This is a genomic window from Streptomyces durocortorensis (genome assembly GCF_031760065.1).
Classification (GTDB): domain Bacteria; phylum Actinomycetota; class Actinomycetes; order Streptomycetales; family Streptomycetaceae; genus Streptomyces.
Genome location: NZ_CP134500.1, coordinates 1,635,746 through 1,658,593, shown reverse-complemented (window position 1 = coordinate 1,658,593; position 22,848 = coordinate 1,635,746). Strand labels below are relative to the sequence as shown.

Annotated in this window: 19 protein-coding genes; 7 read left to right on the top strand and 12 right to left on the bottom strand. The window is 72.2% G+C overall.

All coding sequences use genetic code 11. From position 1 onward, the window contains the following. Positions 1 to 236: 236 nt before the first annotated feature. From RI138_RS07320 to RI138_RS07300, 5 genes are all read right to left on the bottom strand, one after another. Positions 237 to 860 (bottom strand): GntR family transcriptional regulator, encoded by a 624-nt coding sequence (locus RI138_RS07320; protein ID WP_311119247.1) that lies wholly within the window; start codon positions 858 to 860, stop codon positions 237 to 239. A 146-nt stretch (positions 861 to 1,006) separates the two neighbouring features. Continuing rightward, the gene (sucB, locus tag RI138_RS07315; RefSeq protein ID WP_311119246.1) at positions 1,007 to 2,782 is read right to left on the bottom strand and encodes a 2-oxoglutarate dehydrogenase, E2 component, dihydrolipoamide succinyltransferase; all 1,776 of its coding nucleotides are present in this window, start codon (positions 2,780 to 2,782) and stop codon (positions 1,007 to 1,009) included. 62 nt (positions 2,783 to 2,844) lie between these two features. Beyond that, complete coding sequence (gene lpdA, locus RI138_RS07310; protein WP_096632345.1) at positions 2,845 to 4,233, bottom strand: dihydrolipoyl dehydrogenase; 1,389 nt, start codon at positions 4,231 to 4,233, stop codon at positions 2,845 to 2,847. A 347-nt stretch (positions 4,234 to 4,580) separates the two neighbouring features. Further along, complete coding sequence (locus RI138_RS07305) at positions 4,581 to 6,140, bottom strand: leucyl aminopeptidase (RefSeq protein WP_311119245.1); 1,560 nt, start codon at positions 6,138 to 6,140, stop codon at positions 4,581 to 4,583. 191 nt (positions 6,141 to 6,331) lie between these two features. Continuing rightward, positions 6,332 to 7,114 carry an adenosylcobinamide-GDP ribazoletransferase gene (locus RI138_RS07300; protein ID WP_311119244.1) on the bottom strand — a complete coding sequence of 261 codons (783 nt, stop codon included), beginning with the start codon at positions 7,112 to 7,114 and terminating at the stop codon, positions 6,332 to 6,334. Positions 7,115 to 7,202: 88 nt separating this feature from the next. Between RI138_RS07300 and RI138_RS07295 the strand changes: the two genes are divergently transcribed. After that, positions 7,203 to 7,967 (top strand): hypothetical protein, encoded by a 765-nt coding sequence (locus tag RI138_RS07295; protein ID WP_311119243.1) that lies wholly within the window; start codon positions 7,203 to 7,205, stop codon positions 7,965 to 7,967. On the opposite strand, the gene RI138_RS07290 is transcribed toward RI138_RS07295, so the two are convergent. From RI138_RS07290 to RI138_RS07275, 4 genes are all read right to left on the bottom strand, one after another. Continuing rightward, positions 7,907 to 8,632 carry a hypothetical protein gene (locus RI138_RS07290; RefSeq protein ID WP_311119242.1) on the bottom strand — a complete coding sequence of 242 codons (726 nt, stop codon included), beginning with the start codon at positions 8,630 to 8,632 and terminating at the stop codon, positions 7,907 to 7,909. The genes RI138_RS07295 and RI138_RS07290 overlap by 61 nt on opposite strands. Beyond that, positions 8,629 to 10,410, bottom strand: coding sequence for a phosphatidylglycerol lysyltransferase domain-containing protein (locus tag RI138_RS07285; protein WP_311119241.1), 1,782 nt, complete (start codon positions 10,408 to 10,410; stop codon positions 8,629 to 8,631). The genes RI138_RS07290 and RI138_RS07285 overlap by 4 nt, the downstream gene beginning before the upstream one ends. A gap of 107 nt (positions 10,411 to 10,517) precedes the next feature. Further along, positions 10,518 to 11,642 (bottom strand): nicotinate-nucleotide--dimethylbenzimidazole phosphoribosyltransferase, encoded by a 1,125-nt coding sequence (gene cobT, locus RI138_RS07280; RefSeq protein ID WP_311119240.1) that lies wholly within the window; start codon positions 11,640 to 11,642, stop codon positions 10,518 to 10,520. 118 nt (positions 11,643 to 11,760) lie between these two features. Then, the gene (locus tag RI138_RS07275; RefSeq protein WP_311119239.1) at positions 11,761 to 12,963 is read right to left on the bottom strand and encodes a bifunctional adenosylcobinamide kinase/adenosylcobinamide-phosphate guanylyltransferase; all 1,203 of its coding nucleotides are present in this window, start codon (positions 12,961 to 12,963) and stop codon (positions 11,761 to 11,763) included. A gap of 78 nt (positions 12,964 to 13,041) precedes the next feature. On the opposite strand from RI138_RS07275, the gene RI138_RS07270 reads away from it, so the two are divergent. Beyond that, positions 13,042 to 13,251, top strand: coding sequence for a hypothetical protein (locus tag RI138_RS07270; protein WP_003969611.1), 210 nt, complete (start codon positions 13,042 to 13,044; stop codon positions 13,249 to 13,251). 88 nt (positions 13,252 to 13,339) lie between these two features. On the opposite strand, the gene RI138_RS07265 is transcribed toward RI138_RS07270, so the two are convergent. The 3 genes from RI138_RS07265 to RI138_RS07255 all read right to left on the bottom strand — a co-directional run bounded on the left by RI138_RS07265 (position 13,340) and on the right by RI138_RS07255 (position 15,910). Beyond that, the gene (locus RI138_RS07265) at positions 13,340 to 14,443 is read right to left on the bottom strand and encodes a S1C family serine protease (RefSeq protein ID WP_311119238.1); all 1,104 of its coding nucleotides are present in this window, start codon (positions 14,441 to 14,443) and stop codon (positions 13,340 to 13,342) included. A gap of 76 nt (positions 14,444 to 14,519) precedes the next feature. Next, positions 14,520 to 15,182, bottom strand: coding sequence for a class I SAM-dependent methyltransferase (locus RI138_RS07260; protein WP_311122814.1), 663 nt, complete (start codon positions 15,180 to 15,182; stop codon positions 14,520 to 14,522). Between the two features lie 128 nt (positions 15,183 to 15,310). Continuing rightward, entirely contained in the window at positions 15,311 to 15,910 is a 600-nt protein-coding gene (locus tag RI138_RS07255) for a DUF3043 domain-containing protein (RefSeq protein WP_311119237.1), read from the bottom strand. A 330-nt stretch (positions 15,911 to 16,240) separates the two neighbouring features. Here RI138_RS07255 and RI138_RS07250 point away from each other — a divergent pair, with 330 nt between their 5' ends. From RI138_RS07250 to RI138_RS07230, 5 genes are all read left to right on the top strand, one after another. Continuing rightward, positions 16,241 to 17,023, top strand: coding sequence for a PspA/IM30 family protein (locus tag RI138_RS07250; RefSeq protein ID WP_096632360.1), 783 nt, complete (start codon positions 16,241 to 16,243; stop codon positions 17,021 to 17,023). 10 nt (positions 17,024 to 17,033) lie between these two features. Continuing rightward, entirely contained in the window at positions 17,034 to 17,312 is a 279-nt protein-coding gene (gene pspAA / locus RI138_RS07245) for a PspA-associated protein PspAA (RefSeq protein WP_311119236.1), read from the top strand. 135 nt (positions 17,313 to 17,447) lie between these two features. Next, positions 17,448 to 18,731, top strand: a complete 1,284-nt coding sequence (locus RI138_RS07240; protein ID WP_311119235.1) for a sensor histidine kinase — start codon at positions 17,448 to 17,450, stop codon at positions 18,729 to 18,731. Beyond that, the gene (locus tag RI138_RS07235) at positions 18,728 to 19,453 is read left to right on the top strand and encodes a response regulator (protein WP_096632365.1); all 726 of its coding nucleotides are present in this window, start codon (positions 18,728 to 18,730) and stop codon (positions 19,451 to 19,453) included. Before RI138_RS07240 ends, RI138_RS07235 begins: the two co-directional genes overlap by 4 nt. A 180-nt stretch (positions 19,454 to 19,633) precedes the next feature. Next, complete coding sequence (locus RI138_RS07230; protein ID WP_311119234.1) at positions 19,634 to 22,789, top strand: efflux RND transporter permease subunit; 3,156 nt, start codon at positions 19,634 to 19,636, stop codon at positions 22,787 to 22,789. Positions 22,790 to 22,848 lie beyond the last annotated feature (59 nt).

The window sequence follows — 22,848 nt, the reverse complement described above, 5'->3', positions numbered from 1 at the left end:
AGAAGGCCCTGACTGGCAGGACAGGGCGATGGGGCCGGTGGGCCCGCGGAGTGAACTGTAAATCGCTGATCGATGATCGATCAAAGGATTGAAGGCAAAACTTCTCGATACGAAGAAAAGTGGCATGGGGTGCCTCGAAACAGGGCACGGAGTGACGCGAAAAAGTTCGCAAAAGGGGCGCTGACCTGCACGGAAGAGCAGGTCACGCACCAGATGATCGGACGGCCGCCAACGACTCAGGCCCGCGGCGCGCAGCCCAGCACATGGGCCTTCACCAGCGTCCCGATCTGGGGGTCCTGGCGCAGGAACGCGTCGATGAGCGCCTGGTGCTCCTCCGCGTACGACTTCTGCACCGTGCCCAGCCAGCGGATCGAAAGGGCCGTGAACACCTCGATGCCCAGCCCCTCCCAGGTGTGCAGCAGCACCGCGTTCCCGGCGGCCCGCACCATCTCCCGGTGGAAGCCCACCGTGTGGCGGACCTGGGCCTCGCCGTCGGCCAGCCGGTCCGCCTCGTAGAGGGCCGTCACATGCGGCTCCAGCGCCGAGCAGTCCCGGCCCAGCCGCTCGGCCGCCAGCTCCGCCGCGATCTGCTCCAGGCCCGCCCGGACCGGGTAGCTCTCCTCCAGGTCGGCGGCGGTCAGATTGCGGACCCGGACGCCCTTGTTGGGGGCCGACTCGATCAGCCGGAGCGTCTCCAGCTCGCGCAGCGCCTCGCGTACGGGCGTCTGACTGACCTCCAGCTCGGTGGCGATGCGGCGCTCCACGATCCGCTCACCCGGCTTCCAGCGCCCGCTGACGATCCCCTCCACGATGTGCTCGCGGATCTGTTCGCGCAGCGAGTAGACGACGGGCGGGGTCATGAAGTGCTCCTTCGGGCAAACCGGTGGTGCCTACACCATCACGGCGGCGCGGGCGACCGGTGGTGCTTAGACAATACGGCGGCGCCCCCGTCCGGATCAGTTCCGGACGGGGGCGCCGCTGGTGAGGCTGGTTACAGCCGGAGCGTTCAGAGGCCGAGCTCGACCTCGAACTCACCCGCCTCAAGGATCGCCTTGACCGACGTCAGGTAGCGGGCGGCGTCCGCGCCGTCCACCAGACGGTGGTCGTAGGAGAGCGCGAGGTAGGTCATGTCGCGCACCGCGATGGTCTCGCCGAGGTCCGGGTGGTCGATGACCACCGGGCGGCGGACCGTGGCGCCGATGCCCAGGATGGCTGCCTGGTTCGGCGGCACGATGACGGTGTCGAACAGGGCGCCGCGCGAACCGGTGTTGCTGATGGTGAAGGTGGCGCCGGACATGTCGTCCGGGGTCAGGCCGCCACCGCGCGCCTTGCCCGCCAGCTCGGCGGTCTTCTTGGAGATACCGGCGATGTTCAGGTCGCCCGCACCCTTGATGACCGGGGTCATCAGGCCCTTCTCCGCGTCCACGGCGATGCCGATGTTCTCCGCGTCGAAGTACGTGATGGTGCCCTCGTCCTCGTTGATCCGGGCGTTGATGACCGGGTGGGCCTTCAGCGCCTGGGCCGCCGCCTTCACGAAGAACGGCATCGGGGACAGCTTGACGCCCTCACGGGCGGCGAAGGACGCCTTCGCCTGGTTGCGCAGCTTCATCAGCTTGGTGATGTCGACCTCGACGACCGAGGTCAGCTGGGCCTGCGAGTGCAGCGCCTTCATCATGTTGTCGCCGATGACCTTGCGCATGCGGGTCATCTTGACCGTCTGGCCGCGCAGCGGGGAAGCCTCCAGCTTCGGCGCCTTGGCGGCGGCGGTCGCAGCTGCCGGGGCCGGAGCGGCTGCGGCGGCCTTGGCGGCCTCCGCGGCGGCGACGACGTCCTGCTTGCGGATACGGCCGCCGACGCCGGTGCCCTTGACCGCGCTCAGGTCCACGTTGTTCTCGGACGCGAGCTTGCGGACCAGCGGCGTGACGTAGGCGCCGTCGTCACCGGAGGGCGCGGCCGGGGCGGCCGGTGCCGGGGTGACGGGGGCGGGCTGCGCCGGAGCCGGGGCCGGGGCGGCGGGAGCCGACGGGGCCTGGACCGGAGCCGGGGCGGCCGGTGCCGGAGCCGCCGGGGCGGGAGCCGCGGGGGCCTCCTGCTTCGGAGCCTCGGCCTTGGGGGCCTCCTGGGCCGGGGCGGCGGGCTGCGCCGGAGCGGCGGCCGGGGCCGCGCCCGGAGCACCGATGACGGCGAGCTTGGCGCCGACCTCGGCGGTCTCGTCCTCGCCGACCACGATCTCCAGCAGCACACCGGCGACCGGGGCGGGGATCTCGGTGTCGACCTTGTCCGTGGAGACCTCAAGGAGCGGCTCGTCCTCCGCGACCTCCTCGCCGACCTCCTTCAGCCAGCGGGTGACGGTGCCCTCGGTGACGCTCTCGCCGAGCGCCGGAAGGGTGACGTCGGTGCCGGACGCGCCACCGGCCGGGGCGGCCGCCGGAGCCTCGGCCGCGGGGGCCGGAGCGGCGGGCGCCTCGGCGGCCGGGGCCGGAGCCTCGGCCGGGGCGGCGGGGGCCTCGGCGGCCGGGGCCGCGGCCTCGGCGGGAGCGCCGGAGCCGTCGTCGATGACGGCCAGCTCGGCGCCGACCTCGACGGTCTCGTCCTCGGCGACCTTGATGGAGGCCAGGACACCGGACGCGGGGGCCGGGATCTCGGTGTCGACCTTGTCGGTCGAGACTTCGAGCAACGGCTCGTCGGCCTCGACGCGCTCGCCCTCGGCCTTCAGCCAACGGGTGACAGTGCCCTCGGTGACGCTCTCGCCGAGCGCCGGAAGGGTTACGGAAACCGACATGGTTTCAGTTGCTCCTTACGAAAATGCGGAAGTGGTCGGTCGTCGCGCCCGGTACCGGGGGATCAGTCGTGGGCGTGGAGGGGCTTGCCCGCCAGCGCCAGGTGCGCTTCGCCCATCGCCTCGTTCTGCGTCGGGTGGGCGTGGATGAGCTGCGCGACCTCGGCGGGCAGCGCCTCCCAGTTGTAGATCAGCTGGGCTTCGCCGACCTGCTCGCCCATGCGGTCGCCCACCATGTGGACGCCGACCACGGCACCGTCCTTGACCTGGACGAGCTTGATCTCGCCCGCGGTCTTCAGGATCTTGCTCTTGCCGTTGCCCGCGAGGTTGTACTTGAGGGCGACGACCTTGTCCGCGCCGTAGATCTCCTTGGCCTTGGCCTCGGTGATGCCCACGGAGGCGACCTCGGGGTGGCAGTACGTCACCTTCGGCACGCCGTCGTAGTCGATCGGGACGGTCTTGAGACCGGCCAGCCGCTCCGCCACCAGGATGCCCTCGGCGAAGCCGACGTGCGCGAGCTGGAGCGTCGGGACGAGGTCGCCGACGGCCGAGATCGTCGGGACGTTGGTCTGCATGTACTCGTCGACCAGGACATAGCCGCGGTCCATCGCGACGCCCTGCTCCTCGTAACCGAGGCCCTGCGAGACCGGCCCGCGGCCGATGGCGACGAGCAGCACCTCCGCCTCGAAGGTCTTGCCGTCGGCGAGCGTCACACGGACGCCGTCCTCGGTGTACTCGGCCTTGTCGAAGAAGGTGCCGAGGTTGAACTTGATGCCGCGCTTGCGGAAGGCGCGCTCAAGAAGCTTGGAGCTGTTCTCGTCCTCGACCGGGACGAGGTGCTTGAGGCCCTCGACGATCGTGACCTCGGTGCCGAAGGACTTCCACGCCGAGGCGAACTCGACGCCGATGACGCCGCCGCCCAGCACGATCGCCGACTTCGGGACGCGGTCCAGCTTCAGCGCGTGGTCCGAGGAGATGATCCGGTTGCCGTCGATCTCCAGGCCCGGCAGCGACTTCGGCACGGAGCCGGTCGCCAGCAGCACGTGGCGGCCCTGGACGCGCTGGCCGTTCACGTCCACGGAGGTGGGGGAGGAGAGCTTGCCCTCACCCTCGATGTAGTGGACCTTGCGCGAGGCGACGAGACCCTGGAGACCCTTGTACAGGCCCGAGATCACCTCGTCCTTGTACTTGTTGACGGCCTCCATGTCGATGCCCTCGAAGGTGGCCTTCACGCCGAACTGGGCCGACTCGCGGGCCTGGTCCGCGATCTCGCCCGCGTGCAGCAGTGCCTTCGTGGGGATGCAGCCGTTGTGCAGGCAGGTGCCGCCGACCTTGCCCTTCTCGATCAGGGCGACGTCCAGGCCCAGCTGCGCTCCGCGCAGGGCCGCGGCGTACCCGCCACTGCCACCGCCGAGGATCACTAGGTCGAAAACGGTGCTGGCGTCGTTCGCCACGTCACGTCCTCCATGCATGTGCGCCGTACGCCGGGCCCCGTCGCTGGGGTGTGACCGGCCGGTCGGCTGGTGTTCGGCCGCTTTTGTCTTTCGGCCCTGTGGTGGGGGCCCTGTCCTGCCGAGAACCCATCTTCGCACTTGTCGACGGCGGGCGGGACGCGGGGCCCGGGTCCGGGACGGATGATCGTCCGTCCCGGAGGGTTACTGCTGCGTAGAGACCTACGGATTCCGCTGGTTTCGTCGAGAGCGAAACCCGCCCGGACCGCGTGCCGCTACCCGGGGGCGACAACGCCTACGGCCCCGGAGCTATGCCCGGGGCCGTGAGGGTGTCCGGCGGGGTGGGCCACTCAGCCCAGGTCGCCGTCGGCGGTGCGCTCGGCGAGGCGCACCAGGGTGCGGACCGCGGAGCCGGTGCCGCCCTTGGGCGTGTAGCCGTACGGAGCGCCCTCGTGGAACGCCGGACCGGCGATGTCCAGGTGGGCCCAGGCGATGCCCTCGCCCACGAACTCCTTCAGGAACAGACCGGCGACCAGGCCGCCGCCCATCCGCTCGCCCATGTTGGCCATGTCGGCGGTGGGGGAGTCCATGCCCTTGCGCAGGTCGGCGGGGAGCGGCATCGGCCAGGAGGCCTCGCCGACCTCCTCGGCGATCTCGTGGATCGACGTACGGAAGGCGTCGTCGTTGGCCATGATGCCGAAGGTGCGGTTGCCGAGCGCCAGCACCATCGCGCCGGTCAGGGTCGCCACGTCGACGATGGCGTCCGGCTTCTCCTCCGAGGCGCGGGTCAGCGCGTCGGCCAGGACGAGCCGGCCCTCGGCGTCGGTGTTGAGGACCTCGACGGTCTTGCCGCTGTACATGCGCAGCACGTCACCGGGGCGGGTGGCGTTGCCGGAGGGCATGTTCTCGGCCAGCGCCAGCCAGCCGGTGACGTTGACCTTCAGGCCGAGGCGGGCGGCCGCGACGACGGCGGCGAACACGGCGGCCGCGCCGCTCATGTCGCACTTCATCGTCTCGTTGTGACCGGCCGGCTTGAGCGAGATGCCGCCCGAGTCGTAGGTGATGCCCTTGCCGACGAGGGCCAGGGTCTTCTCCGCCTTCGGGTGCGTGTAGGCGAGCTTCACCAGGCGCGGGCCGTTCGCGGAGCCCTGGCCGACGCCGAGGAGACCGCCGTAGCCGCCCTTGACGAGCGCCTTCTCGTCGAGCACCTGCACCTTGATGCCGTGCTCCTTGCCCGCGGCGGTGGCCACGGCGGCGAAGGACTCGGGGTACAGGTCGTTCGGCGGGGTGTTGATGAGGTCGCGGGCCCGGTTGATCTCCTCGACCAGCGCGAGTGCGCGCTCGACGGCGGCCTTGAAGGCCTTGTCGCGCGGCTTGGCGCCGAGCAGGGCCACCTCGGCGAGCGGCTGCTTCAGGCCGTTCTCCTTGGCGGACTTCGCGGCCTTGGGGGCGAGCTTGTTCTCGCCGCCCTGGTAGGCGGTGAAGGCGTACGCGCCGAGCAGCGCGCCCTCGGCGACGGCGGCGGCGTCCTCGACCGAACCGGCGGGCAGCGCGAAACCGGCCTTCTTCGAACCGGACAGCGCACGGGCGGCGGTGCCCGCGGCGCGGCGCAGGGCCTCCGCGTCGTACGCGTCCTCCTTGTCCGGGACCGGACCGAGGCCGACCGCGACGACGACCGGCGCCTTGAGGCCGGGCGCGGCGGGCAGCTTGGTCAGTTCGCCCTCGGCACCGGTGGCGCCCAGGGTCGCGAGGACGTCGGCGAGCTTTCCGTCGAACGCCTTGTCCACGGCCTCGGCGCCGGGTGCGAGGATCGGGCCCGACTTGGGCCCAGCGCCCTTGGCGACGCCGACGACGAGTGCGTCGGCGCGCAGCGTCGCCGCACCGGCAGTGCTGAGAGTGAGAGCAGTCACGGTGGTGAAATCTCGCTTCCGTTGAGTTCGGTTCGGCCGAGGGGTGGGCCGGCCGTGCCCGGCGCATCGTAGACGCCGCCGCGATGTGCCGGGAATGAGCCTACGCGCGCGATTCCTGCCGTGTGACGGCGGCGGGCCGTTCCGGACCGCCAGGGCGGCCGGTGCCGGCCGCCGCGACGAGCCGCCCGCCGTCAGGAACCCAGCGCCAGCGCCACCAGGGCCGCCGTCGCCGCGCTCTCCTCGACGCCCCCGAAGACGTCCCCGGTGACCCCGCCGAACCGCCGCACGCAGTGCCGCAGCAGCAGTTCGGCCACGGCCAGCGCCCCCAGCACCGCGAGCGCGTGGCGCAGCGCGCCGTACGGACCGAACGCCGCCCCCGCCGCCCCGCACAGCGCCACCGCGACCGCCGCCGCGAGCAGCGCCCACCGGACCGGGACCGTGGCGGCCACCGTCGCCCCGAGCCCCTCCGGCCGGGCCGCCGGGATGCCCTGACGGGACGCCAGGGTCAGCGCGAGGCGGGCGGCGACGGCCGCCACGACGGCCCCGAGCGCCCCGTGCGCCCAGCCCTCCCCGTACAGCTCGAAGAGGACCGCGACCTGGGCCAGCAGGACCAGGAGGAGCGTGATGACACCGAACGGCCCAATGTCGGACTGCTTCATGATCCGCAGCGCGTCGTCGGCCGGTTTCCCGCTGCCGAGCCCGTCCGCCGTGTCCGCCAGTCCGTCCAGGTGCAGCCCCCGGGTGAGGGCGGCGGGCACCGCGACGGAGGCGACCGCCGCGAGCAGCGGCCCCGATCCGGCCAGCAGCGACAGCGAACCGAGGGCGGCGGCGAGCAGTCCCACGACGAGCCCGGCGAGCGGGGCGCAGAGCATGCCCGAGCGGGCGGTCGCGCGGTCCCAGCGGGTCACACGGACGGGCAGTACGGTCAGGGTGCCGAAGGCGAAACGCAGGCCATGGCTGTTCAGGGAGCTCACCGCGGGCAGGCTAGCCGCTCCCGCCCGCCGATAGATTGGCCGAAACGGGCAAACGGCCGCAGAAATGAATGTATCGGGAGCGGGTGGCGTGGGTAACTGGTGGCACACCAACATCGCGGAACCGGGCAAGCTGCCCCTGCTTCTCGCGCTGGCCGCCTTCGTCCTGACCTTCGCGATCACTCGCAGTGTCACCCGGCTGATCCGCGCCGGGAAGGGCCCGTTCCGCAACATCACCCCGGGCGGGATGCACATTCACCATGTGGTGCCCGGTGTCGTGCTGAGCGTGATCGGCGGATTCGGGGCGGTGGCCGCGGGCCGGCACGGGGTGGCCGCGGGGCTGTGCGCGATCATCTTCGGCGTGGGGGCGGGTCTGGTGCTGGACGAGTTCGCCCTGATCCTGCATCTGGACGACGTGTACTGGACCGAGGCGGGCCGCCAGAGCGTGGAGGTGGTCGTGCTGACCGCCTCCCTGGTGCTGCTGGTCCTGGCGGGCTTCTCGCCGCTCGGCGTGGACGACGTGACCGATCAGGAGCAGCAGGGCCGGATCGGCGTCATCACCTCATACGTGATCAACTTCTGCTTCGTCCTGATCGCGCTGTTCAAGGGCAAGGCGCGGATGGCGGTGCTCGGCACCCTCGTCCCGTTCGTGGCCCTGGTCGGCGCGGTCCGCCTGGCCCGCCCCACCTCGCCCTGGGCCAAGCGGTTCTACCGCCACCGCCACCGCGCCCGCTCCAAGGCGGTGCTGCGGGCATACCGCCACGACGTGCGGTGGGCCGGGCCGCGCCGGAGGTTTCAGGACCTCATCGGCGGCGCCCCGGACCGGGTGCCGTCGCCGCCCGCGGGCAGGTCCTGAGCGGCCCGCCGCCGCCCGAGCCACTCCCGTACGCCGCACACCACCAGGACGGCGGCGATGGCGGCCAGATGCTCGCGGCCCGCCAGGTTGTCCTTGACCAGGACCTCCACCACCATCGCGACGATCACCAGTGCCCCGGTGAACCAGGCGCGCTGCTGATGGCAGACGTACACCGCGAGTCCCACGACCGCCGCCGAAGGGCCGGTGTCCACCACCTGCGCGTCCGATGCGGGCAGCCCGAGGACGGCGTCCGGGCCGAGCGCGATGCCGATCCGGGCGTACAGCGTCCCGGCGAGCGTGGCCAGATACGCGACCGCGAGCATGCGCCACCGCCCCAGGCACACCTCCGCGATGCCGAACACCAGCAGGATCTGGGCCAGCGCGCCCCACACGGGCAGATCGAGCGCGGGCACGAACAGCGACAGCGGTGTACGCAGCAGGGCCTGCCACACCGGGTCCTCGGCCCGCACCGCCCCCAGGTTCTGCACCGGGCCGTAGCCCCAGGCCTGGTTCTGGACGACCTGGACCACCGCCGTCAGCGTCACCGCCGTCAGCGTCAGGGCGAGCGCCCGCACGCCGCGGTCGGTGATTCCCGTCCGTACGGTGGTGAAGAGCGGCCCCCACTCGCGCAGCACCGCCCGGTGCAGGGCCGGGAGGCGGCTCACCTACGGGTGCCCAGGTGCGAGCGGTGCAGCCACTTCGGCAGCCCCGGCGCCTCCAGGAACCCCTCGGCGCGCCCCGCCGCGAGGGCGATCCGCGCCAGGTCGGCGCTCTTCTCGAACAGCATGAAACGCGGCTCCCAGATCGGTCGGTACTTGGCGTTGGCCCGGTAGAGCGACTCGATCTGCCACCAGCGCGAGAAGAAGCTCAACAGCGAACGCCACAGCCTCAGCACCGGTCCCGCGCCGAGCCGCGATCCCCTCTCGAAGACGGACCGGAACATCGCGAAGTTGAGCGAGACCTGAGTGATCCCGATCTCGCCCGAGCGCTGGAGCAGCTGGATGACCATGAACTCCATCAGCCCGTTCTCCGCGTCCCGGTCGCGGCGCATCAGGTCGAGGGAGAGGCCGTGCGGCCCCCACGGCACGAAGCTCAGGATCGCGCGCAGCTCACCGGGGGCCCCGGCCCCGCCCGCATCGCGGCACTCCAGCATCACGCACTGCCCGTCGGCCGGGTCGCCGAGCCGCCCGAGGGCCATGGAGAAACCACGCTCGGTCTCCCCGTCACGCCAGTCGTCGGCGCGCCGCACGAGGTCGGCCATCTCGTCCTCGGGGATGTCCGCGTGCCGCCGGATCGTCACCTCGTACCCGGCGCGCTTCACCCGGTTGTAGGCCTGGCGCACCGTACGCATCGCCCGCCCGTCGAGCGTGAACTCGGCGGTCTCCACGATCGCCTCGTCGCCCAGCTCCAGCGCGTCCAGGCCGTGCCGGGAGTAGACCGTGCCCGCCTCCTCGCTCGCGCCCATCACGGCCGGAATCCAGCCGTGCTCCCGGGCCTCGGTCAGCCAGGGGGCGATCGCGCCCGGCCAGGCCTCCGGGTCGCCGATCGGATCGCCGGATGCCAGGGAGACCCCGCCGACGACCCGGTAGACGACGGCGGCCTTCCGGGTCGGCGACCACACGGCGCTCTTCTCCCGGCGCAGCGCGAAGTAACCGAGCGAGTCCCGGTCGCCGTGCTTGTCCAGCAGTACGCGGAGCCGGGCCTCGTCCTCGGGGGAGAGCGGGTCCACCGCGCGGCGCGAGCGGAACGCGGCGTAGACGACGGTGATCAGCAGCAGCGTGGACAGGATGTTGATGACGACGTTGACCCAGCCGGGTGTGGTGATCCCGGGGAAGCGGGAGTCGTCGGCCGCCACGGAGACGAGGCGGAGCGCCCCGTAGCGCCAGCGGTCCAGAAACGTGGAGCGGTACTCGTCGTGGGCGGTGTTGGTGACGGTCACCAGGGCCGTCGCGATGAGCGAGGTGGCCAGCAGCCCCGCCACGGCCACCAGGGCCGCCAGCTTGGGGTTGGAGCGGTCGCCCTTGGCGTAGAACTCCCGCCGCCCGAGCAGCAGCGCCGCGACGAAGGCGGCCGTCAGCCCCAGCGAGACCCAGTTCTGCGCGTGCTGGCGGATCTCCGCGAAGAAGAACGCGAGGATCAGGAGCGCCAGCACCAGCCCGCCCAGGACCATGTTCACGATCCAGGCGGCCCGCTTGCGCCGCCGCATGGTGATCGCCAGGAACAGGGCGACCACCCCGGCGGAGAACCCCGCGCTGAGCAGGTAGGGCGTGAAGTAGTTCTCGGTGTTGTGCCGCCGCAGGTCCTGGCCGAGGCTGACCCAGACGGCGCTCAGGAAATTGATGAACGAGACGACGCGCAGATACCAGATGGCGAACGCCGCGCTCCGCCGGGACCGGACGGTGCTGTGCCGGGCTGCCTCTTCGGCCGATCGAACCTCTCCCATGAGAGGTGATCATATGGCGCATTACGGACATAAGGGGTGGCGGGTGCGATCGGTGGGGACTGCCCGCCCCGACCTGCCCGCCCCGACCTGCCCGCCCCGCCAAGGGCTCAGGTCGCGTCGAGCACCTTCACGTCGTCCTCGGAGGGGGCTTCCCCCGCCTCGGCCTCGGCCTCGGCCTCATCCTCGGTCGCCTCCGGCGTACGCTCCGGCAGTTCGGCGGCCAGCGCGGCCGCCGCCTGCACCAGCGGCAGGGCCAGCAGCGCCCCGCTGCCCTCGCCCACCGTCACCCCGTGGTCCAGCAGCGGGGTCAGGGCCATCCGGTCCAGCGCCTTCGTCTGCGCGGGCTCCCCGCTGACCTGACCGGCCAGCCACCAGTCCGGCGCCCGGAACGCCGCCCGCTGCGCCACCAGCGCACAGGCCGCCGAGACGACCCCGTCCAGGATCACCGGCATCCGGCGCACCGCGCTCTGCAACAGGAAGCCGGTCATCGCCGCCAGATCCGCGCCGCCCGACGCGGCCAGCAGCTCCAGCTGGTCGCCGAGCACCGGCCGGGCCCGGCGCAGCGCGTCCCGGATCGCCGCACACTTGCGCATCCAGGCCAGGTCGTCGATGCCCGCACCACCGCGCCCGGTCACCACCGAGGCATCCGTCCCGCAGAGCGCCGCGATCAGCGTGGCCGCGGCCGTGGTCCCCCCGACACTGAGGTCGCCGAGCACCACCAGATCGGTGCCGGAGTCCGCCTCCTCGTCGGCGATCGCCATGCCCAGCCGGACCGCCCGCTCGGCCTCCTCGACCGTCAGCGCGTCCTCGACGTCGATCCGCCCCGACCCCCGCCGCACCCGGTGCCGTACGACGGACTCGGGAAGCAGCTCCGGATCGCAGTCGAGACCGGCGTCCACGATCCGCAGCGGTACGGAGAAGCGGCGGGCCAGCACCGAGACGGGGCTCGCACCGTCGAGTGCCGCCCGGACCAGCTCGTACGCGCTTCCCGCGGACCGGCCCGAGACACCCAGCTCCGCCACTCCATGATCACCGGCGAAGAGCACCAGGCGCGGCTGCTCGACGGCCCTGACCGGCACGGACTGCTGCGCGGCGCTGAGCCACTCGCCCAGCTCGTCGAGCCGGCCGAGCGCCCCGGGCGGCACGATCAGCCGCTCACGCCGTTCCTCGGCATCGCGGCGCACACCCCCGTCGGGGCGTTCGATCAGGTCGGAGAAGTCGTCCAGGTTCACGGAGGTCTGCCTCGCGGGTCGTCACGTCTGTTTCCGGTCCGGGAACCCGGCGGCGGGCCCCCGCCGGGAACAGTACCGGTCGGCCCGCTGAACCCGACCGGATACCGGTGACGCCCCCTCACCCTCGCAGCACCACCGCCTGCCCCGCCACCACCAGCAGCACTTCCTCGCACTCGGCCGCCACCGCCGCGTTCAGCCGGCCCAGCTCGTCCCGGAACCGCCGCCCCGCCGGGGTCGCCGGGACCACCCCCGCCCCCACCTCGTTGGTCACCAGCACCACCTGGCGCCGGGTCTCCCGCACCGCGCCCACCAGCTCCGCGACCCGCCCCCGCAACGCCTCCTCGCCGCCGTGCCGCCACCGCACGTCCTCCCAGGCGTCCACCCGGTCCATCGCGTCGGTCAGCCACAGGGACAGGCAGTCGACCAGCAGCGGCGGCCCGTCCGCCGCCAGGAGCTTCGCGACCTCACAGGTCTCCTCGGTCCGCCACGCGCCCGGCCTGCGCTCCCGGTGCAGACCCACCCGGGCCGCCCATTCCGGGTCCCCGTCGCGGCGGCCGCCGGTCGCCACGTACACCACGTCCGGGAACGTCTCCAGCCGCCGCTCCGCCTCCAGCGACTTCCCCGACCGCGCGCCGCCCGTCACCAGCACCCGGCGCGGCACGTCCGGCACCGCGTGGTACTCGCCCACCACCAGCGTCGTCCCGTCCGGCACCGCCCGCGCCCCGGCCGACGCGAGCCGCCGCTCCAGCGCCGCGCCCGGCGGGGCGTCGTGGTCCAGGTGGACCGCGATCACCTCGGTCGCCGGGCCCACCGCGCCCACCGACCGCAGCCGGGCCACCGCGTCGGGCCGCGCGATCACATCGCAGACGACCATGTCCAACGGCCGCTCCGCCCGCTCGGTCAGCCCCGAGGGCGCGGCCCCCGGCGGCAGGTACAGCAGCCGCTCGCCCTCCGGCGAGCTCACCTCGTACCCCGTCCCCGGCGCGTCCATCGCCACCGCCCGTACCCGGTGCCCGCTGATCAGTGTCAGCACCTGGCCGTCCGGCACCCGCCCGGCCGGCGGCAGGGCGGGCGGCAGCTCGACGGCGGGCCCGTCGTGCGGATGGGTCAGCAGCACCTGGCGCACCGTGCCCAGCGAATGCCCCGCCCGCGCGGCGGCGAACACCGCTCCGGGGGTGAGGTCGAGCAGCAGCGCGTCGTCGACCAGCAGCGCCGTCGCGGCCCGCGCCCACGGACCGCGGGCCGACGCGCAGGCCGCGCAGGGACAGGAGGGGCGCGGCAGCCCGTCGGGGGCTCCGGTGCCGAGCAGAGTCAGTTCCACACCTTGATCCTCCCGTGTCCCCCCGCGCGGCGCGCGCCCGGCTAGGCTTCGGGCAGCAACGTGACCCAGGAGGCGGACATGGCGTGGACGTGGCGGTTCGAGAAGTCCGACGGTACGGAGACGGAGCCGGCGTTGCAGCCGGAGGAGTTCACCACCCAGGGCGACGCGGAGTCCTGGATCGGTGAGTTCTGGAAGGAACTGCTGGAGGGCGGTGCCGCCCAGGTGACGCTCTTCGAGGACTCGACCAAGATCTACGGCCCGATGAGCTTGCAGGCCGACGGCGCCTGACGCTCGGGTACGGAAGGGGGCGGGCTCCGCGGCACGTCCGGCGGAGCCCGCCCCCTTCCATTCCTTGTCCTGACCGCGTCCTGACCGCTCAGATCTCCCCGAGCGTGACCTCCGCCGTCCTGCTGTCGCCGCCGCGCGAGTACGTCACCGTGACCTTCTGGCCCGGCCTTTCGGCCGCCAGCGCCTCGGAGAGCGAGGTGACCGTGGTGATCTCGCTGTCCCTGATCTTCGTGATGACGTCCCCGGCCCGCAGCCCCGCGTCGGCCGCCGCGCCGCCCCGGTCCACGCTGACCAGGGCCACCCCGGCGGGGCGGTAGTCGTCGTCGACGACCGTGCGGCCGGTGATGTTGAGCGCGGCCCGGCCCGAGTCGGTGACCCGGCCGTCCTTGATGATCTGGTCGGCGACCGTCCTCACCATCGAGACGGGAATCGCGAAGCCGATGCCGGGCGCCGCGCTGTCTCCCATCTGCGGATCCGTCGCCGCGAGGGTGGGGATGCCGATGACCTCGCTGCTGAGGTTGACCAGCGCCCCGCCGCTGTTGCCCGGGTTGATCGCCGCGGAGGTCTGCACCATGTTGGCGATCGTCGCCCCGGTGCCGCCGCCCGCCCGGCTCTCGCTCACCGTCCGGCCGAGCGCCGAGACGATGCCCTGGGTGACGCTGCTGGAGAGGCCGAGTGGCGAGCCCATCGCCATCACGACCTGCCCCACCTCGACCTTCTCCGCGTCGCCGAACTTCGCGGGCTTCAGTCCGTCCGGCACCTCGTCGAGTTTGATCACGGCCAGGTCCTGTTCCGGATACGAGGAGACCAGCGAGGCGTTCAGCACCGTCTCCCCGGTGGCGACGCTGACCTTGAACTCCCTCTCGTCGCCGATCACATGGGCGTTGGTGACGATGTGCCCCCTGCTGTCGTAGACGACCCCGGAACCGAGGCTGTCGGAGGCGTCGATCTGTACGACCGACGGCAGTACGTCGTTGATGACGGCCTGGTAGGCGCTCTCCAGTTCGTTGGAGGCCCGGACCGCCGCACCCTGGGCCGTCTCCGAGGCACTGGCCTCCGGCGCGGGGGCCGCCGGTCCCGCACCGGAACAGCCGCCCGCCAGGGCGATCGCGCAGAGGGCTGCCGACAGGGGCGGCAGCAGCCTGCCTGCCCGGCGGCGGGAAGGGGATGGGGGCGTGTCCGGAGTGTCCATATCCGGAGTCTGGTCTCCCCGCCCGTGCGGGCGCCCGCACTGATGGGCCGAACGGGGCCCACCGCCGTACCCCGACCTACCCGCGCACCCCGCACAGGTGCAGCAGAGCCGCCACGCCCCGGTACGGGTCGGTGCGCCCGGCCCGGTCCTCCAGGGTCACGGCCCGCTCCAGCTCCTCGGCCGGGAGCTCCGCGTCGTCCGCCACGCCGTCCGTGAAGACCCGCACCCCGTACCAGGCGTGCAGCGGGGCGGCGATCCCGGCGAGCGTGGCCCGCAGGGCATCGAGCCGGTCGGCCCGGACCGGGCGGCCCACGTGGTCGGTGTACGTGGCGGTGTCGAAGGCGGCCAGGGCCGCGCCGAAGTCACCGGCGAGCGCGGGGCGCATCGCGAGCGCGTCCGCGTTCCGTACGAGCAGGGAGAGCAGGCCGCCGGGCGCCAGCATCCGGGCGAGCCCGGCCAGCATGGGGTCCGGCTCCTCGACGTACATCAGGACGCCGTGGCACAGCACCACGTCGAAACTGCCGGGCAGGAAGTGCACGCCGGTGTCCCGGCCGTCGCCCTCGATCAGCCTGACCCGCTCCCGGATGCCCTCGGGCTCGGTCGACAGGGCCGCACGGGCCGCCCCGAGCAGCTCGGCGTCCGACTCCAGACCCGTCACCGAATGACCGGCCCGCGCAAGGCGCAGCGCCTGGGTGCCCCGGCCCGTACCGACGTCCAGGACGCGCAGCCGACGGCCCACCGGGAACCGCCCGGCTATCTGCTCGTCCAGCTGGCGCCCGACGAGCTCCTGGCGGACCGTGTCGCGCACGCCGCCGAAGCCGGCCGGGCCGACCGGGGAGACCCCGGTGACGTCGGAGGCCTCCGTGCTCAGGGCCGCTCTCCGCGCTTGACCTGCGGCTTCGGCAGCCGCAGTCGGCGCATCTGGAGCGTACGCATCAGGCCGTAGGCCACGGCTCCGCGCTTCGGGGCGTCCGGGAAGCGCTTCCGCAGCTCCTTCTTCAGGCGCATCGTCAGGCCGATCGAGTCGATCACGATCAGGATGATCACGCCGACCCAGAGCAGCAGCGAGATGCTCTGGATGTTCTGCACCCGGATCACGCTGAGGATCAGGATGACCACGGCGAGCGGCAGGAACCATTCGGCGATGTGGAAGCGCGAGTCCACGTAATCGCGGACGAAGCGACGCACCGGGCCCTTGTCGCGGACCGGGAGGTAGCGCTCGTCGCCCGAGGCGAGCGCCTCGCGCTGCCTGGCCAGGTCGGCCCGGCGCGCCTCGCGCTGGCGCTTCACGGCCGCCTTGCGGTCGGTCGGCGCGCTGGTCGCGGCACGTCGGCGCTGCGTCTGGGCCTCACTGCGCTTGGGGGTGGGGCGACCCTTGGGAGCCTGCGGGTCGCGGGGCTGCTTGGAGAGGTCCGCCGTCACCTGATCGGTGGGGGCCTTCTCTGTCTTGGCGCGGCTACGGAACACAAAACCCAAGGGTACGGGGTCGGCGGGCGGGCCCGGGAACAAGGGCGGGAACGATCCGGCAACGGACCGCGTCCCCAGAAGCGTCCCGACGGGTGCAGAACAGGCGTTTACCGCCTGTTCAGCCGCTCGTTCGGCTTGTCCTCCCCGGGTGCCCGGGGGGCCGCCTACACCCTGGGCGGGAGTGTTCACCGGGCGTACTCGTCCTTGGGGAGGAGCACATCCGCGCCCGAACAGTGCGGTAATAGAGGCAGGGCCCGTACTGTGGGTTCTATCGGGAGTGCTGGAGCTCAGTCCGTCAGAAGGGGGCGCGCGAAGCCCATGAGCGGTGTCATGAAGCGTATGGGGATGATCTTCCGCGCGAAGGCAAACAAGGCCCTTGACCGGGCCGAGGATCCGCGCGAGACCCTCGATTACTCGTACCAGAAGCAGCTGGAGCTGCTTCAGAAGGTGCGTCGAGGCGTCGCCGATGTGGCGACGTCCCGCAAGCGCCTGGAGTTGCAGCTGAACCAGTTGCAGGGCCAGTCGTCCAAGCTGGAGGACCAGGGCCGCAAGGCGCTGGCGCTGGGCCGCGAGGACCTGGCCCGCGAGGCGCTGTCGCGCCGCGCCGCACTCCAGCAGCAGGTCACCGACCTGGAGACGCAGCACACCACGCTGCAGGGCGAGGAGGAGAAGCTCACCCTCGCCGCCCAGCGGCTCCAGGCCAAGGTCGACGCCTTCCGCACCAAGAAGGAGACCATCAAGGCCACCTACACGGCGGCGCAGGCCCAGACCCGGATCGGCGAGGCCTTCTCCGGCATCTCCGAGGAGATGGGCGATGTGGGCCTGGCGATCCAGCGGGCCGAGGACAAGACGCAGCAGCTCCAGGCGCGGGCCGGCGCCATCGACGAGCTGCTCGCCTCCGGCGCCCTGGACGACCCGACCGGCACCGCGAAGGACGACATCGCCGCCGAGCTGGACCGGCTCTCCGGTGGCAGCGACGTGGAGCTGGAGCTCCAGCGGATGAAGGCCGAGCTGGCGGGCGGTTCCTCGTCCTCGCAGCAGGCCATCGAGGGCGGCGCCCAGGACAGCACGCCGCAGTCGCAGCAGTCCCCGCACAAGTTCGACAAGCAGTAAGGGCAGCGTCATGATCGTACGGATCATGGGGGAGGGCCAGGTAAAACTGGCCGACAGTCACTTCGTCGAACTGAACCAGCTCGACGACGTCCTGCTCAAGGAGATGGAGAGCGGCGACAGCCCCGGCTTCCGCACCACTCTCCACGCACTCCTGGACAAGGTGCGCGAGCTCGGTACGCCGCTGCCGGACGACTCCCTGGAGCCGTCCGAGCTGATCCTCCCGGCGCCCGACGCGACCCTCGAAGAGGTCCGCGACATGCTCAGCGACGACGGGCTCATCCCCAACTGACCGCGCTGAACCCGCGCTGTCGACCAGCACCCCTGTGCCCCGCCCCCGGTCCGCCGGGCGCGGGGCGCTGTGCGTCCGGCCCCTCCCCGCGGAACGGTCCCGGCCGCCCGGCCCGGACGCGTACCGTAGCTGGACGTGACCACCCTCTCGTCCGGCTTCGCGCGCGCCCGCCGCTGGCTCCGGGACCATCCCCTCGCGTTCGACGCGGCCCTGGCGTTCTGCACCCTCGTCGCGATGATCTGCAGTTCGTTCACCGCCCCGGGCGACCGTCACGGGCCGCCGTCCTTCGGGGCCCGTACCCCCGAGCTGTTCAGCGTGCTCCTGATGACGCTGACCGCCGCGGCCCTCGTCCTGCGCCGCCGCCGCCCGATGCAGGTCCTCGCCGTCACCGCCGCGCTCTCGGCCGTCGAGTACGTCCTGATGGAACCGCCCGCACCGGTCGTCATGAGCACCGTCATCGCCCTCTACACCGTCGCCTCGCGCACCGACCGCCCGACCACCTGGAAGGTCGGGCTGCTGACGATGGGCGGGCTCACCGCGGCCGCGATGGTCTTCGGCTCGACCCCCTGGTACAGCCAGGAGAACTTCGGCGTCTTCGCCTGGACCGGGCTGGCCTCGGCCGCCGGGGACGCCGTACGCAGCAGGCGCGCCTTCGTCGACGCCATCCGGGAGCGCGCCGAACGGGCCGAGCGCACCCGAGAGGAGGAGGCCCGGCGCCGCGTCGCCGAGGAGCGGCTGCGCATCGCCCGCGACCTCCACGACGTCGTCGCCCACCACATCGCCCTGGTCAACGTGCAGGCCGGGGTCGCCGCCCACGTCATGGACAAGCGCCCCGACCAGGCCAAGGAGGCGCTCGCCCACGTCCGCGACGCCAGCCGCTCCGCGCTCAACGAACTGCGGGTCACCGTCGGACTGCTGCGCCAGCAGGGCGACCCGGCAGCGCCCACCGAACCGGCCCCCGGCCTCGCGGTCCTCGACGAGCTGGTGGACACCTTCCGCAACGCCGGGCTCCCCGTCGAGGTGGCCTGCGCCGCGGAGGGGACCCGGCTGCCCGCCGGTGTCGACCTGGCCGCCTACCGGGTCATCCAGGAGGCCCTGACCAACGTCCGCAAGCACGCGGGCGCCGGGGCCCGGGCCGAGGTCAGCGTCGTACGGGTCGGGGCCACCGCCGAGATCACCGTGCTCGACAACGGCCTCGGGAGCCGGGAGCGGACCACCGCCACCGGGGACGAGAGCCCGGACAGCGGCGGCCACGGCCTGGTCGGCATGCGTGAGCGCGTCACCGCCCTCGGCGGTGCCCTCACCGCGGGACCTCGCTACGGTGGCGGCTTCCGGGTCCATGCGATCCTGCCGGTCGAGGCCCGCGCGGGTGAACCGGAGCTGCCGGGCACGGCGGGCGGGACGGGGGTACGCCGATGACCCAGCCGACACCGGTGCCGTCGGCGGCACCGGACGTACCGATCAGGGTGCTGCTCGCGGACGACCAGGCGCTCCTGCGCAGCGCGTTCCGGGTGCTGGTGGACTCCGAGCCGGACATGGAGGTCGTCGGCGAGGCGGCGGACGGGGCGCAGGCGGTCGAGCTGGCCCGCACCACCGGCGCCCACGTGGTGCTCATGGACATCCGGATGCCGGGCACCGACGGGCTCGCCGCCACCCGCATGATCAGCGCGGACCCGGAGCTGTCCGGCGTACGGGTGGTCATGCTCACCACCTTCGAGGTCGACGAGTACGTGGTCCGGTCGCTACGCGCCGGGGCCTCCGGGTTCCTCGGCAAGGGCGCCGAACCGGAGGAGCTGCTGAACGCCATCCGGATCGCCGCGGCGGGCGAGGCGCTGCTCTCCCCGGCCGCGACCAAGGGGCTCATCGCCACGTTCCTGGCCCAGGGCGGGAGTTCGGAGGAGGGGCCCGACAGCGCGGAGTACGCGGAGCGGCTGGGCGCGCTCACCGGCCGCGAACGCGAGGTGCTGGTGCAGGTCGCGGGCGGCCACTCCAACGACGAGATCGCCGAACGCCTTGAGGTCAGCCCGCTCACCGTCAAGACCCATGTGAACCGGGCGATGGCGAAGGTCGGCGCCCGCGACCGGGCGCAATTGGTGGTCATCGCCTACGAATCGGGCCTGGTGCGCGCCCGGGCCGACTGACCGGGCGGGGACAGAGGTGTACGAGGGCGTACTCCACCTGCGGTATGCGCGGCATAAGAAAGCAGCCCGGAGGGCCGACGTACGGGCGGCGCGAACCGGAGATCGTAGGGGTGGGCTCGGAGGTGTCCCCGTGTTGCCTCCCGCCCTCCTCCGCGTACGCCACAGAAGAGAGATGCACCCATGTCCTGGCTGTCCAGATTCAGCCTCGCGCAACGGGCCCTGATCGGGCTGGTCTCGATTGTCGCGCTCGTCTTCGGCGCGATAGCGATCCCGCAGCTCAAGCAGCAGCTGCTGCCCACCATCGAACTGCCGATGGTGTCGGTGCTGGCGCCCTACCAGGGTGCGTCCCCTGATGTGGTCGAGAAGCAGGTCGTCGAGCCGCTGGAGAACTCCATCAAGGCCGTCGACGGCGTCGAGGGCATCACCTCGACAGCCAGCGAGGGCAACGCCCTGATCATGGCGACGTTCGACTTCGGCGACGAAGGCACCAAGCAGCTCGTCGCCGACATCCAGCAGGCGGTGAACCGGGCCCGCGCCCAGCTGCCCGCGACCGTCGACCCGCAGGTCATCGCCGGTTCCACCGACGACATCCCGACCGTGGTCCTCGCGGTCACCGCCGACGAGGACCAGCAGGCGCTGGCCGACCGGCTCGACCGCACGGTCGTCCCGGCCCTCCAGGACATCGAGGGCGTCGGCCAGGTCACCGTGGACGGGGTGCAGGAGCTCCAGGTCTCCGTCGTACCGGACGACAAGAAGCTCGCGGCGGCCGGTCTGAACGCGGGCTCGCTGTCCCAGGCCCTCCGGGCGGGCGGTACGACCCTCCCGGCCGGTTCCTTCTCCGAGGCGGGCAAGAGCCGCACCATCCAGGTCGGCGGTGGCTACACCTCCCTGAAGCAGATCGAGGACCTCCAGGTCGTCGCGGAGGCCCCCGCGGACGCCTCGGACGAGCCGGGCGAGCCGGTGCGCCTCGGTGATGTGGCCGAGGTGAAGCAGGAGCCGTCCACGGCGGTCTCCATCACCCGTACCAACGGCAAGCCGAGCCTCGCCGTGATGGCCACCATGGACAAGGACGGCAGCGCCGTCGCCATCTCGGACGCCGTCAAGGACAAGCTCCCCGAGCTCCGCGAGGACCTCGGCGCGGGCGCCGAGCTGACGGTCGTCTCCGACCAGGGCCCGGCCGTCTCCAAGGCGATCTCCGGGCTGACCACCGAGGGCGCGCTCGGGCTGGTCTTCGCGGTCGTCGTGATCCTGGTCTTCCTCGCCTCGATCCGCTCGACGCTGGTCACCGCGGTCTCCATCCCGCTCTCCGTCGTCCTCGCGCTGATCGTGCTGTGGACCCGGGACCTGTCGCTGAACATGCTCACGCTCGGCGCGCTGACCATCGCCATCGGCCGGGTCGTCGACGACTCGATCGTGGTGCTGGAGAACATCAAGCGCCACCTCGGCTACGGCGAGGACCGCCACACGGCGATCATCACCGCGGTGAAGGAAGTGGCCGGAGCGGTCACCTCCGCCACCCTGACGACCGTCGCCGTGTTCCTGCCCATCGGTCTGGTCGGCGGCATGATCGGCCAGCTCTTCGGTTCGTTCTCGCTGACCGTCACCGCGGCCCTGCTGGCCTCGCTGGTGGTCTCGCTCACCGTGGTGCCGGTGCTGTCGTACTGGTTCCTGCGGGCTCCCAAGGGCACCCCGGAGGACGCCGCGGAGGCCCGCCGCCTCGCGGAGGAGAAGGAGGCCCGCAGCAGGCTCCAGCGGCTGTACGTCCCGATCCTGCGCTTCGCGACCCGCCGCCGGATCACCAGCGTCGTCATCGCCGTCGCGGTGCTCATCGGCACCTTCGGGATGCTCCCGCTGCTGAAGACGAACTTCTTCGACGCGGGCGAGCAGGAAGTCCTGACCGTCAAGCAGGAGCTGGCGCCCGGCACCAGCCTGGAGGCCGCCGACGAGGCCGCCCGCAAGGTGGAGAAGGTCCTTGACCAGGACAAGGGCGTCAAGGACTACCAGGTCACCGTCGGCTCCTCCGGCTTCATGGCGGCCTTCGGCGGCGGTACGGGCTCCAACCAGGCCTCCTACCAGGTCACCCTGAAGGACGCCGCGGACTACGAGAGCGCCCAGGACCGCATAGACGAGGCCCTCGGCAGGCTCGACGGCATCGGCGACACCTCCATCGCCGCGGGCGACGGCTTCGGCGCCCAGGACCTGAGTGTCGTGGTCAAGGCCGCCGACGCGGACACCCTCAAGAAGGCGGCCGACACCGTCCGCGCCGAGGTCGCCACCATCAAGGACGTCACCGACGTCCAGAGCGACCTGTCGCAGAGCGTCCCGCGCATCTCCGTCACCGCCAACGACCAGGCGGCGGCCGCCGGATTCGACTCCACCACACTGGGCGGGGTCGTCGCCGGAGCCGTACGCGGCACCCCGGCCGGCACCGCGATGCTGGACGACACCGAGCGCGACGTCGTCATCAGGACCGCCCGCCCGGCCACCACCATGGCCGAGCTCAAGGCCCTGCCGCTCGGCCCGGTGAAGCTCGGCGACATCGCCGAGGTGAAGCTCGTCCCCGGCCCGGTCTCCACGACCCGGATCGACGGCCAGCGCGCGGCGACCATCACCGCCAAGCCCGTCGGTGACAACACCGGCGCGGTCAGCGCCACGCTCGCCCAGAAGATCGACGCCCTGGACCTCCCCGACGGCGCCACCGCCACCATCGGCGGCGTCACCGAGGACCAGAACGAGGCCTTCATGCAGCTCGGCCTCGCCATGCTGGCGGCCATCGCGATCGTGTTCATGCTGCTGGTGGCGACCTTCCGGTCGCTGATCCAGCCGCTGATCCTGCTGGTCTCCGTCCCGTTCGCGGCCACCGGAGCCATCGGCCTGCTGCTCGTCACCGGCACCCCGCTGGGCGTTCCCGCGATGATCGGCCTGCTGATGCTCATCGGCATCGTGGTCACCAACGCGATCGTGCTGATCGACCTGATCAACCAGTACCGCGCCCAGGGCCTGGGCATCGTGGAAGCCGTCATCGAGGGCGGCCGCCACCGCTTCCGCCCGATCCTGATGACGGCCCTGGCCACGATCTTCGCCCTGCTCCCGATGGCGCTCGGCGTCACCGGCGACGGCGGGTTCATCTCGCAGCCGCTGGGCGTCGTGGTGATCGGCGGTCTGATCAGCTCCACGCTGCTGACCCTGCTGCTCGTCCCGACGCTGTACGCGATGGTCGAGCTGCGCAAGGAGCGCCGCGCCGGGAAGAAGGCCGCCAAGCGCGCCGCGAAGGCGGGCGTACCGGCCGGGGCCGAGCCGGAGGAGGCGAAGGAGACACAGCCCTCGGGCGTGTAGCCGACTGCTGTACCGGCACAGGGGCCCGTCCCGCGCACCCGCGTGGGGCAGGCCCCTGT

Coding starts and splice junctions, on each gene's coding strand:
- RI138_RS07320 (WP_311119247.1), bottom strand. CDS start 860: ATGACCCCGCCCGTCGTCTACTCGCTGCGCGAACAGATCCGCGAGCAC.
- sucB (WP_311119246.1), bottom strand. CDS start 2,782: ATGTCGGTTTCCGTAACCCTTCCGGCGCTCGGCGAGAGCGTCACCGAG.
- RI138_RS07285 (WP_311119241.1), bottom strand. CDS start 10,410: ATGGGAGAGGTTCGATCGGCCGAAGAGGCAGCCCGGCACAGCACCGTC.
- RI138_RS07270 (WP_003969611.1), top strand. CDS start 13,042: ATGGCGTGGACGTGGCGGTTCGAGAAGTCCGACGGTACGGAGACGGAG.
- RI138_RS07265 (WP_311119238.1), bottom strand. CDS start 14,443: ATGGACACTCCGGACACGCCCCCATCCCCTTCCCGCCGCCGGGCAGGC.
- RI138_RS07250 (WP_096632360.1), top strand. CDS start 16,241: ATGAAGCGTATGGGGATGATCTTCCGCGCGAAGGCAAACAAGGCCCTT.
- pspAA (WP_311119236.1), top strand. CDS start 17,034: ATGATCGTACGGATCATGGGGGAGGGCCAGGTAAAACTGGCCGACAGT.
- RI138_RS07235 (WP_096632365.1), top strand. CDS start 18,728: ATGACCCAGCCGACACCGGTGCCGTCGGCGGCACCGGACGTACCGATC.
- RI138_RS07230 (WP_311119234.1), top strand. CDS start 19,634: ATGTCCTGGCTGTCCAGATTCAGCCTCGCGCAACGGGCCCTGATCGGG.